The organism is Alteromonas sp. (assembly GCF_984505615.1).
Map to the genome: position 1 here is coordinate 67,103 of NZ_CFHOXV010000016.1, position 11,480 is coordinate 78,582.

An 11,480-nucleotide genomic window follows, 5' to 3' on the forward strand; every position below is an offset into this window, starting at 1 on the left:
TTACAACAGCCGGTCAGTCACTTTAAACTGAATGGTAAACTCTACGCCTTCGCCTTCTTTGCTTCTGCATTTAATGCTTCCGCCCAATGCATTCGTAACAATGTTGTAAGTGATATTGAGCCCGAGTCCGGTACCGCCGGTACCCCGGCGCGTAGTAAAAAACGGGTCGAAGATTTTCGGTGCATTTTCCTCGCTGATCCCTTTACCGTTATCTTTGTACACCAGCAAAAATTCGTGACTGTTCAGCTCACTGAGCGTCATGGCAATATGTCCGCTGTCACGCTCACTGAAACCATGATTTACCGAATTGACTATAAGATTGGTCAGTACCTGAGACAACAAACCCGGGTTAGTAATAACATTGAGATTATCAGGGCAATGAATATCCACCACGACACTGGCTTTTCGTAACACCGAGGCAAGACTGAACACCACTTCATCGAAGTATTGCTTAAGGTTCACCTCGCGGTCTTCCTCGCTGGTCTGGTCCACCGCAACTTGCTTGAAGCTTCTCACCAGATGAGCGGTTCTTACCAGATTCTTTTTCACGATATCAGCGATTTCATTGGCACTGTTAAGGAAGTCTTCAAAGTCGTTTTCTGTCAGACTGCCTTTATCGTAACGCTGACGGATATCTGTGCACTCTTCCATTAATTGGGTTACCCCCGTCAGGCCAATGCCTACCGGCGTGTTTATTTCGTGAGCCACCCCCGCCACCAGCGACCCTAAACTGGCCATTTTCTCAGACTCGATTAACTTGTCCTGAGTTTGCTTCAAATCATTAATCATGGTTTCAAGGCTGGCATTGGAGTCTTTCAGTGCCGCATTGCGCTCTACAATTTGTAATTCCAGTGCTTTCTTTTCAGATATATCCCTGGTGATGGCGTACAGCACATCATCTCCGCCAAGAGTAATCCGAGTGACAATAATTTCGCACCAGAATTCTGACCCGCAGGCTTTTTTGTGCACCCATTCGAACCGCACACTACCTTTATTAAACGCATTTTCGATGATCTCTACGGCAGCCTCTTCAGACGGCCGGCCATCCGGCTGATATTCGGGCGAAATATCCATGGGCGTCAGACCAATAATGTCTTCTTTTTTACTGAACCCCAGTTGGTCGAGAAAGGCGCGGTTGCAATCCAGATAATGCTCGCTGGTGAGCAGGCATAATCCGTCTACTGACTCATTGAATAGTGTTTCAAAGGCATCTTTCTGTGCAGCGATTTCCAGTTCAAGGTTTTTCTTTTCAGAAATATCCCGCCAGTTTGCATGCACCACAACTTCGTCGTTCATCATCATTTTTGTGATGATGACCTCCGCCCAGAATGGCTCTCCGCTGAATTTAGAATGCAGCCATTCAAACCGTAAACTCCCCTCCTCCATACAACGCTCAATGAGCTTTGCGCCTTTCTCAGCCGACACCTGACCGTCAGGCTGATATTCAGGGGAAAAATCGAAAGGTGTCAGGCCGATGAACTGTTCTTTATCAGCGATACCGACCAGATCCAGCATCGACTGATTACAATCGAAGAATATACCTTCGCGGAAAATACCCAGACCATCTTTTGAGGCCCTGAAAACGGCCTCAAATCCGTTATCGTGTAAGCTGATGTCTTTCATTGAAAAATGTTCCGAAGCCGGATCGCTAAAAAAGAAGGCAGCCTGATTGCCGCCTCATACAAAAATTAGCAAAGATTGACCAGAGTGCCACCTGATATGCAGGTGAAATGAAGGACTATGCTTCCGGAATGCCGGTGCAATAATCCGGTAAGCCTGATACATTTCCCTTATTCATTTTAAAGACAATGCAGATAATACTATGCTCAACTGGCAATGCCTGACTTTCGGTGAGCTAACAACCACCCAACTGTACGCCCTGGTTCAGGCACGAATAAATGTGTTTGTCGTAGAGCAAAATTGTCCCTATCCTGAGCTGGATGATAAAGATACTCAGGCCGGTGTTCGTCACCTGCTTGGTTATGAGAACGGAGACATAGTCGCCTACGCCAGGTTGTTACCGCCCGGGCTCAGCTATCCTTCAGTCAGTATTGGCAGGGTGCTGACAACCAGCCAGTGTCGCGGTTCGGGACAGGGATACACTCTGATCGAAAAAGCATTAGCGTACTGCGCTGAATATTGGCCGGAGCAGGATATTGAAATCGGCGCACAGGAACATCTGGCAGGTTTCTACGGAAAATTCGGCTTTACGCCGACATCCACCATGTATCTGGAAGACGGTATTCCCCATATTGATATGAAACTCACCCGTTAAAGAAAGGAGCCTTACATGTCCGGTATTCAAAATTTTGAAGCCTTTGTGTTAGCCAGCATTATGCTGAACCTGATCCCCGGTCCGGACACTTTCTATATTCTGGGCAGAAGCATGGCGCAGGGTAAACGTACGGGTATTGCATCTGCACTGGGCATTTCTGCCGGTGCGGTTTGTCATACGCTGATGGCGGCGGTGGGTCTGTCTGCATTAATCACTGCCTCACCGGTTGCATTTACAGCCGTAAAATGGGCTGGTGCCGCTTACCTGGTGTATATGGGAATTAAAATGGTACTCACCCGTCAGTCGGGGTTGGGCGGTAACGGTCCGCTCACAGAGCAAAGTTTTGCGGGCGTATTTCGCCAGGGCCTGATAACCAACGCACTGAACCCGAAAGTTGCTTTGTTTTTCCTTGCTTTTCTGCCTCAGTTTATTGCACCTGACAGTACCAGTCACTTCACCAGCTTTCTGCTGCTGGGGCTGACTTTTGTCGTCACCAGTTCAGTGTATGGCCTTTGCCTGGCGACGGCATCAGCCTTTATCAGTAAAAAACTGCGGGAAAACCCGGCATACCTGAATTACTTAAACAAATTTACCGGCACATTACTGGTGGGTCTGGGTGTCAGGCTGGCACTGGATAAATAATCCGGCCGGGTATTTAAAGCGGTATTCAGAATCAAAAATAGCCACAGATGTGGCTATTTTTAGTTTTAATAAAGGCAGCGGGGCATTACACCACTTCGGCCATATTCCCTTTGCTTTCCAGCCAGGACTTTCTGTCACCGGAGCGCTTTTTAGCCAGCAACATATCCATCATCTCCAACATTTCAGTGCTGTCATCAATGGTAAGCTGGACTAACCGGCGGGTATTAGGATCCATGGTGGTTTCACGTAACTGGATAGGGTTCATTTCACCCAGACCTTTGAAGCGTTGCACGTTCACTTTGCCCCGCTTCTTCTCAGCTTCAATACGGTCCAGAATGCCCTGTTTTTCGCTTTCATCCAGGGCGTAAAACACTTCTTTACCCACATCGATGCGGAACAGCGGCGGCATGGCAACATACACATGACCGGCTTCTACCAGCGCACGGAAGTGACGGACGAACAAGGCACACAACAACGTGGCAATGTGCAGTCCATCGGAGTCAGCATCAGCCAGAATACAAATTTTCCCGTAGCGCAAACCGGATAAATCCGAAGAATCCGGGTCAATACCCAGTGCAACGGAAATATCGTGAATTTCCTGTGAACCCAGTACCTGAGAAGACTCGACTTCCCAGCTGTTCAGAATTTTTCCCCGCAGCGGCATAATGGCCTGGAACTCACGATCCCGCGCTTGCTTGGCAGAACCACCCGCGGAATCCCCTTCCACCAGAAACAGTTCTGAACGGGTAATATCCTGACCGGAGCAATCCGTGAGCTTACCGGGTAGTGCCGGGCCCTGCGTTACTTTCTTACGGGCTACTTTCTTATTCTGGCGCAGACGGCGCTGGGCGTTGTTAATACACATTTCCGCCAGGGCTTCTGCCACGTCAGTATGCTGGTTCAGCCATAAGCTGAAAGCATCCTTAACCACGCCGGACACAAACGCTGATGCCTGACGGCTGGATAAACGTTCTTTTGTCTGACCGGCAAACTGAGGGTCCTGCATCTTCGTTGATAAGATGTAAGCGCAGCGATCCCAGATATCATCAGGGGACAATTTAACACCGCGGGGCATCAGATTACGGAATTCACAAAATTCCCGCATAGACTCCAGCAGGCCCTGACGAAGACCGTTAACATGGGTACCGCCCTGAGCAGTAGGAATAAGGTTTACGTAACTCTCGGTGACCAGTTCGCCACCTTCAGGCAGCCACATGACAGCCCAGTCCGCAGCCTCGGCATTGCCGGAGAAGTTTCCGATAAAAGGCGTGTCTGCCGGCAGCGTTTCGAATTCCTGCACAGCCTGATACAAATAATCCCGCAAGCCGTCTTCAAAATACCACTCGGTGGTATCGCCGCTGACTTTATTGTCGAAGCGGATGCGCAGCCCCGGGCAAAGCACCGCTTTAGCACGTAAGTTGTGCACTAAGCGGGATACAGAAAACTTAGCAGAATCGAAATACTGAGGATCAGGCCAGAACCTTACACGGGTACCGGTATTCCGGCGACCGCAGGAGTCGATGACCCGTAACTCTTCCGCCTTTTCACCATTGGCAAAATCAATCTGATAGACGTTTGCGTCACGGCGGATAACCACTTCGACGCGGGTAGACAGAGCGTTAACAACAGAAATCCCTACCCCGTGCAAACCACCGGAAAAAGCATAGTTTTTATTGGAAAACTTACCGCCGGCATGAAGCTTGGTCATGATTAATTCCACACCGGACATTTTTTCTTCCGGGTGAATGTCTACCGGCATGCCCCGGCCATCATCAATAACTTCCAGCGACTGATCTTCATGCAGGATCACTTTGATATTCGTCGCATGTCCGGCCAGCGCCTCATCCACACTGTTATCGATAACTTCCTGACCGAGGTGATTGGGCCGCATCGTATCGGTGTACATGCCCGGACGGCGTTTAACCGGATCCAGGCCATTGAGGACTTCTATCGCTTCGGAATTATATTGATTAGACATAGTGCTGCTTATTCCAGGACGCTGTTTATTATAGGCACGGGCGTGCCACAGTTTTAAACGATGTTAGCAGGCATCAGTTATGTGAGCAATTGCCCGTTTGCGTCCGGCGGGCATCTGACGCAGACAGAGACGCTTTACCTTTGCCCGGAAAACTTCGTAATCTGATGACTCATTATTCAGGACGAAGAAAAAATAAAAATAACCGGGAGAAACCGTGAAATTTGCGCATCTAGCTTTGTTATCCACTCTTATTGTCACTTATGCCCCTGCCTCACAAGCATCATCGCCGGACGCTGCTGACTTTGAAGCTGCCGTGTCACTCAGGGAAAACTGGAAGACCCTGACCCGTGACATTGTTTTCCCCGCAGACTGGCAACCAGACAATGAAACATTCATTTACCGCAAAACAGTAGCCGGCGGCTTCACCTGGTTCAGTGAGTCCGTATCCGGTGGTAAGCCGGTGAAAGCGTTTGACCATGACATCATTGCCAGAGGGTTGTCGGCTGCCATGGGCAGTGACGTATTGCCATCAGATTTACCCTTGTCTCATGTCAATCTTGATAACGACAATGACACCCTGCATTTCAGTATGGACTATGAGAACTGGCAGTGCAGTTTGTCCCGCGCAGATTGCCATGCGCAGGAGTACGACCACTATCGCCCTAAAGCATTTGGCGTCGTGCGGGATTTAACCGTTTCGCTGGATGATATGGTGCCGGCTTCACCGGATGGTAAATACCGGGCCATGCAGGAAGGCTATAACCTGGTAATAAAAAACAGCAACGATGACATTGTTTATCAAACTTCAGACGGCTCTGCAGAAAATCAGTACGACATTGCTTCGGTAAAATGGTCCGGCGAAAATGACGCGCTGGTGGTCATCCGTTTTGTGCCGGGAGAAGCCCGGTATGTGACACGGGTGGTGGCAGCGCCTGAAAACCGCTTGCAGCCTGAGGTAGTTAAACAGCTCTACCCCAAGCCCGGTGACCGTGTTGATGCCGACCAGCCTGTACTGATTAACCTGACAACATCATCACAACAGGATGTGGCACGTTCGCTGACAGATCAGGCTTATATTATCAGCGGTATTTACTGGCATAACGATAACCGTGCATTTTCGTTTCACTACACCCGTCGCGGCCACCAGCAGGAGCGCATCATCACGGTGGATAAACAATCCGGCCGTGCAACCGTTGCCATTGAAGAGAACGCTGAGACCTTTATCAACCGCTGGCGGGGCTTTTATCACGATGTAAACAAGGCGGGCAAAGAGCGAATCTGGTTATCTGAGCGGGACGGCTATGCCCACCTCTATTTATATGACGGGGATAATGACAGCCAGCCGCAACAAATTACGCAGGGGAACTGGCCGGTGCGGGAAGTGGTGCATGTTGATGATGAAGCCCGCCAGATCTATTTTGCTGCCAGTGGCATGAATGAAGGCGAAGATCCCTACTTCATGCATTACTACCGGATCAATTTTGACGGTACGGCACTGACACCTCTTACCGGCGCGAAGGCAAATCACGAAGTGCGCTTCTCTGATGATATGCAGTGGTATGTGGATGTGTATTCCAGACCCGACCTGCCCAATGTGGCCGAACTCAGACGCACAAAAGATGGCAAGTTACTGCGCACACTGGCGAAGCCGGATATTTCCCGCCTGACCGCCGCCGGGTTTACTGCCCCGGACGTATTTGTGGCAAAAGGGCGGGATGATAAAACAGATATTTGGGGCCTGATTGTGAAACCGCAGAACTTCGATGCGACAAAGCAGTATCCGGTAATAGAAAATATCTACGCCGGCCCCCATGACAGTTTCGTGCCTAAAAGTTTCTGGCCGTTTGGCTACCATTCCGGCGGCGATAAAATCATTGGTATGCAGGCGCTGGCAAATCTGGGTTTCATTGTGGTGCAGATGGATGGCATGGGTACGGCAAACCGCTCGAAAGCCTTTCATGATGTGGCGTGGAAAAATCTTGGCGATTCAGGTTTTCCCGACCGGATAAAATGGCATAAAGCCGCTGCCGCTCAATATCTCTGGTATGATATTTCAAAAGGCGCAGGCATTTACGGTGCCTCTGCCGGCGGTCAGAGTACCCTTGGTGCGTTGGTGTTCCACCCTGAATTTTATACCACCGGCGTTGCCTACGCCGGTTGCTATGATAACCGCATGGATAAAATCAGCTGGAATGAATTGTGGATGGGCTACCCTGTTGATCAGAGCTATGTGGCCTCATCGGCGATGGAACATGCCGGGGATTTACAGGGCAACTTACTGATCATTAACGGCGAGCAGGACAGCAACGTAGATCCGGCGTCAACCATGCAGGTCGTCGATAAACTGGTAAAAGCCGGCAAAGATTTTGATTTGCTGATCATTCCGGGCGGAGAGCATTCTGCCGGGCGATCAACCGGCCCGGTAAACTATGTTCAGCGCAGACAATTCAGCTTTTTTGTAGAAAAGCTGCAACACAGCCCCCTGCCGGATTTTAATCAAGAAAGCGGAAAATAGCCGGCAGGTGTGTTTCAAAACCGGTAAAACTGTGGTCGCCGCCCTGCTCAATGATAAGTTCGCTGTCAGCGTACTTTTCTTCAGCCTGGCGGTAATCCAGGGTTTCATCACCGGTTTGCAGCAGTACCTTATAGCTCTCCGGTGCCGCTAAGCTTTCGCTGTCCATCGCCTTCAGTACCGCCATATCTTCCTGCACAATCTTAAACGGCTCACCGGTGTAAGGGTTGACATGCTCACCGACGTACTTAAGCAACAATTCGAATGGCTTTACCGCCGGATTGATTAAGACCGCTTTGCCGCCGTACTGCTCCACCAGCCAGGTAGACAAATAGCCTCCCATTGAGCTGCCTATGGCACGCAGACCCGTTTCTGTCAGTTGTGGATGGGCCTGAATATAGTCTGTCAGTTGCTGCCCCACCTGAGAAGGGTAATTCGACAGTTGCGGGATATGTAGCATGATATCCGGCCGGTGCTTTTCACACCAGGCAAGGGTTTGTTGCGCTTTTACTGATTTAGGTGAGCTTAGAAAGCCGTGCAGGTACAACACGTGAATCATTCAATTCTCCTGACTGAAGAGGTCCATTCGCCATCAGGCGACAACATAATTTCCCGGAATCCCGGGGGTAACGCAGCAGTGCCGAATTCAGGGCCTAACTGCCATTGCCAACAGGTCGACGGTACTGACAACACGGGTATTCCGGCGGCTTCATAACATAATCCGGCATGCACATGACCATGTATTGCCAGAGCGATACCGGTAGCGGACTCAAGCCAGGCCAGCAGATCCTGAGGATTTTCCAGGGCGTGTTTATCCATCCAGCTGCCGGTAGGCACAACGTGATGATGCAGTGCCAGTAAGTGAAAACAATCAGCGGTACTGTTGATATCTGCACTCACCGCCTGCAATTCTGCCGGCAGAATTTGTCCCCGTGCGCCCTGAAAACGGGTGTCGAGCCCGTGTACTTTCCAGTTTTTGATACACCAGGCGTTGCCGGCATGAAGAATGTGATCAGCGAATATGGCTTCAAAGTGAGCGTTGCTGTCATGATTTCCGGCTATGACCCGCCACTCACAGCCGGGCAGATACTGGTTCATCAGAGACAAAAAATGCCGGTAGCTTTCTTCGCTGTTATCGCCGCTCACATCGCCGGTAATTATCACATAGTCCGGCGATTCCCCGGCGGCACATTCAAGCACACGGCTCAATGACTGATAAGGATTTACACCGTATCCTGTCTGAGCATGATCGGCGAACAGGTGACAGTCGGAAAGTTGCAGCAGCCGCATTAAACCGGGGCCGATACCACAGGTTTATTTTTCAGACAAAACTGCAGCCATTCTGCAAGAAAGATATTAATCATCAATTTCTCATTGCGCTGGCGCATTTTGCTGTTGGGATAATCGTATGACGGGGCAAACGCGCCGGTGTTCTGGCTGGTGATGACTTCAGCCATTCTGGCATCGTGATACAACCTGACAGACATAGACGGTTTCAGATATTCCGGCGTGCCGGTACTGTTTTGAGAAACCGTCAGCGTGGTGGTGTAACGGGCAGCCTCATCAATGGTAATTTGATAAGTGAACTGCTCAGCCACGGAAAACCGGTAGACAAGCGATTCGGTATCACAGTCCGGCAGCAAACGCAGGAAACGGCTGTAGTTCAGTTCACACAGTGCCTGCATGCTGGGAAGATGTGGTACATATTTTCGCGTTGTCTGATTCAAACCTGACTCCAGTTTTTCAACAGTACTTTTTTATGCATGAAGAACCATTGTAGCGCAATTATGGTAGCAGCGTTGTCAATGCGGCCATTTTCCAGCCATTCAAGGGCGTCTTTTTCTGCTACACGGTGAACACGGATATCTTCTGACTCATGATCAAGGCCGTGAATACCGCTGGCGGTAGTGGCATCCGTGGTGGCCATAAAAATATGAATACGTTCCGTGGTGCCGCCCGGACTGGCTAGGTAACTGGTCGCTTTACTCAGTTGCCTGAGTACAATACCGGCTTCTTCTTCAGCTTCGCGGCAACACACATCCGCTTCGGTTTCACCTTCATCGATAATGCCGGCGATCACTTCAATTAACCAGGGGTTGTCACTGGTGGCCATTGCCCCTATCCGGATTTGCTCTATCAGTACGAATTCCTGCGTATCAGGATCGTAAGGCAGCACGGCAACGGCATGACCCCGTTCAAATATTTCACGGCGCACTGTATCGCTCCATCCACCGGCAAACAGCTTGTGTTTGAAGTCGTAACGCACCATTTTAAAAAAGCCCTGATACAGTGGCGTTTTTGCTTCAATCTTTATATCGTTTGAGTTAAACATCCCGATTTTTTTGCTCATTTACATTCACTCTCGCATGTAAAAGCCTTATGATACTGGTCAACTTGAAACCGGCTGTTTAATCACCATTTTGGTTTTCTGGTAAAAAGCCGTACTCAAGCTTACAGAGAAAAGCGGCGATAACATATTCTGTTACAGTTAAACACGCCCTGTTACCAGAACAGACTACCGGTTTACGGAGTGATTTCATACACTTCATAGCTTATGAGTCCAGTGGACCGTCAATAATTACAGGAAGGCACATTAATGAAACGAACACTCTTATCGTTGATGGTTGGATTAGGTATTACCGCAGGTGTTCCGGCAACGGCATTTGCAGACGACCTTTTGCAAGTATATCAGCAGTCACTGGCAAATGATCCGGTTGTAAATCAGGCCAAAGCGCAACGGGACGCTGCCTACTCCGGTATTACCATCAGCCGTGCCTCTTTACTGCCACAAATTTCAGGAACCGTAGGTTATACCACGTCTTCTGCTGAACGTGCCCAGTTTTTAGGCGAAGGTATCACCATGATCGACTCCGACAGTGATACCACCAGCTATGGCCTGAACCTTTCCATGTCATTATACGACCATGCCAACTGGGTAGGTCTGGACCGCGCGGAAAAAGTAGCAGAACAAAGTGACGCCACTCTGGCCTCTGCCATGCAGCAACTGATTGTACGGGTAACCACTGCCTATTTTGATGTGTTACGTGCAAAAGACAGTCTGGAATTTGTTAAAGCTCAGAAAAGTGCCATTGAACGTCAACTTGAACAAACCAAGCAACGTTTTGAAGTGGGCTTAACGGCGATCACTGACGTCCATGAAGCGCAAGCTAACTACGACAATACTATTGCTCAGGAAATTCAGGCAGAAAATGCTGTCGAGCTGGCACTTGAAGCACTTCGTGTAATTTCCGGTAAGTACCACGACAGACTGTACGAACTCAACACAGAGAACTTCTCTGCAACCATGCCACAACCGGCCACCCCGGATGAATGGCTGGAAACCGCCGAAGAGAAGAACTTATCGTTACTGGTTAACCGCCTGGCAATGGACATTGCGAAAGAAGACATTTCTTCTGCCCGTGCCGGTCACCTGCCAACACTGGATTTAACTGCGTCTGCAGGCAAGGACAAAACTCTCAGTACAACGACTGTAGGTAACGAAGTTATCGACAACACCACGCCTTACCTCGACAGCTACAGTGTTGGTGTGCAACTGAACGTACCAATCTTCCAGGGCCTGAGCGTATCGGGACAAACTGAGCAGGCGAAGTTTAACTACATTTCTGCCAGTCAGGATCTGGAACTGACCTATCGTCAGACTGTTCAGTCAGTACGCAGCTCGTTTAACGATGTGAAAGCATCGATGTCGACTATCCGCGCATTGGAACAGGCTGTGGTTTCTGCCCGCAGTGCACTTGAAGCCACTGAAGCCGGTTTCGATGTGGGTACCCGTACCATTGTTGACGTACTGGATAGTACGCAAAACCTGTTTGATGCCCGCCGGAATCTGGCTGGTGCCCGCTACGATTTCATTCAGGCGGTGGTTAACCTGAAACAGGCTGCCGGTACGCTGACAGCACAGGATATCGAAATGATTAACAAAGGTTTACGTCCGGCGGATGCCGAAAACAGTTAATTGTGAAGAGAAATGCAAAAGCCGTTTGCCCTGGCGGGCGAACGGCTTAATTAGATGGTCCGCCTCACCTCTAAGCTAGTCTTAGAGTTAGGCAATC

At 49.7% G+C, this 11,480-nt stretch carries 10 protein-coding genes; 4 read left to right on the forward strand and 6 right to left on the reverse strand.

The features are described from left to right. A complete protein-coding gene (locus AC4PME_RS11075; RefSeq protein ID WP_491046082.1) occupies positions 1 to 1,623 on the reverse strand; it encodes a PAS domain-containing sensor histidine kinase in 1,623 nt (540 codons plus the stop codon). Positions 1,624 to 1,822: 199 nt separating this feature from the next. Here AC4PME_RS11075 and AC4PME_RS11080 point away from each other — a divergent pair, with 199 nt between their 5' ends. Both AC4PME_RS11080 and AC4PME_RS11085 read left to right on the forward strand, forming a co-directional pair. Beyond that, on the forward strand, positions 1,823 to 2,275 hold the full coding sequence (locus tag AC4PME_RS11080) for a GNAT family N-acetyltransferase (RefSeq protein WP_119500032.1): 453 nt from the start codon (positions 1,823 to 1,825) through the stop codon (positions 2,273 to 2,275). Positions 2,276 to 2,290: 15 nt separating this feature from the next. After that, entirely contained in the window at positions 2,291 to 2,917 is a 627-nt protein-coding gene (locus tag AC4PME_RS11085) for a LysE family translocator (RefSeq protein WP_491046083.1), read from the forward strand. Positions 2,918 to 3,002: 85 nt separating this feature from the next. Here the strand turns inward: AC4PME_RS11085 and parE are convergent, their stop codons facing one another. Further along, positions 3,003 to 4,895, reverse strand: a complete 1,893-nt coding sequence (gene parE, locus AC4PME_RS11090; RefSeq protein ID WP_491046084.1) for a DNA topoisomerase IV subunit B — start codon at positions 4,893 to 4,895, stop codon at positions 3,003 to 3,005. Between the two features lie 214 nt (positions 4,896 to 5,109). Here parE and AC4PME_RS11095 point away from each other — a divergent pair, with 214 nt between their 5' ends. Further along, complete coding sequence (locus AC4PME_RS11095) at positions 5,110 to 7,410, forward strand: DPP IV N-terminal domain-containing protein (RefSeq protein ID WP_491046085.1); 2,301 nt, start codon at positions 5,110 to 5,112, stop codon at positions 7,408 to 7,410. Here the strand turns inward: AC4PME_RS11095 and AC4PME_RS11100 are convergent. The 4 genes from AC4PME_RS11100 to nudF are packed head-to-tail and all read right to left on the reverse strand — an operon-like array spanning position 7,388 to position 9,757. Further along, positions 7,388 to 7,966 (reverse strand): YqiA/YcfP family alpha/beta fold hydrolase, encoded by a 579-nt coding sequence (locus AC4PME_RS11100; RefSeq protein WP_491046086.1) that lies wholly within the window; start codon positions 7,964 to 7,966, stop codon positions 7,388 to 7,390. The genes AC4PME_RS11095 and AC4PME_RS11100 overlap by 23 nt on opposite strands. Then, positions 7,963 to 8,697: a metallophosphoesterase family protein gene (locus AC4PME_RS11105; RefSeq protein ID WP_491046087.1), complete on the reverse strand. Its 735-nt coding sequence runs from the start codon at positions 8,695 to 8,697 to the stop codon at positions 7,963 to 7,965. The genes AC4PME_RS11100 and AC4PME_RS11105 overlap by 4 nt, the downstream gene beginning before the upstream one ends. Beyond that, entirely contained in the window at positions 8,697 to 9,092 is a 396-nt protein-coding gene (locus AC4PME_RS11110; protein ID WP_119500027.1) for a DUF1249 domain-containing protein, read from the reverse strand. Before AC4PME_RS11110 ends, AC4PME_RS11105 begins: the two co-directional genes overlap by 1 nt. Positions 9,093 to 9,130: 38 nt before the next feature. Then, on the reverse strand, positions 9,131 to 9,757 hold the full coding sequence (nudF, locus tag AC4PME_RS11115) for an ADP-ribose diphosphatase (RefSeq protein ID WP_119500026.1): 627 nt from the start codon (positions 9,755 to 9,757) through the stop codon (positions 9,131 to 9,133). A 246-nt stretch (positions 9,758 to 10,003) separates the two neighbouring features. Here nudF and tolC point away from each other — a divergent pair, with 246 nt between their 5' ends. Beyond that, entirely contained in the window at positions 10,004 to 11,383 is a 1,380-nt protein-coding gene (gene tolC, locus AC4PME_RS11120; protein WP_491046088.1) for an outer membrane channel protein TolC, read from the forward strand. The last annotated feature ends 97 nt before the right edge of the window (positions 11,384 to 11,480 follow it).

Excerpts from the sequence above, each read along its gene's own strand:
- AC4PME_RS11075 (WP_491046082.1), bottom strand. The coding sequence starts at position 1,623 with ATGAAAGACATCAGCTTACACGATAACGGATTTGAGGCCGTTTTCAGG.
- AC4PME_RS11080 (WP_119500032.1), top strand. The coding sequence starts at position 1,823 with ATGCTCAACTGGCAATGCCTGACTTTCGGTGAGCTAACAACCACCCAA.
- AC4PME_RS11085 (WP_491046083.1), top strand. The coding sequence starts at position 2,291 with ATGTCCGGTATTCAAAATTTTGAAGCCTTTGTGTTAGCCAGCATTATG.
- parE (WP_491046084.1), bottom strand. The coding sequence starts at position 4,895 with ATGTCTAATCAATATAATTCCGAAGCGATAGAAGTCCTCAATGGCCTG.
- AC4PME_RS11100 (WP_491046086.1), bottom strand. The coding sequence starts at position 7,966 with ATGATTCACGTGTTGTACCTGCACGGCTTTCTAAGCTCACCTAAATCA.
- AC4PME_RS11105 (WP_491046087.1), bottom strand. The coding sequence starts at position 8,697 with ATGCGGCTGCTGCAACTTTCCGACTGTCACCTGTTCGCCGATCATGCT.
- AC4PME_RS11110 (WP_119500027.1), bottom strand. The coding sequence starts at position 9,092 with ATGCAGGCACTGTGTGAACTGAACTACAGCCGTTTCCTGCGTTTGCTG.
- nudF (WP_119500026.1), bottom strand. The coding sequence starts at position 9,757 with ATGAGCAAAAAAATCGGGATGTTTAACTCAAACGATATAAAGATTGAA.
- tolC (WP_491046088.1), top strand. The coding sequence starts at position 10,004 with ATGAAACGAACACTCTTATCGTTGATGGTTGGATTAGGTATTACCGCA.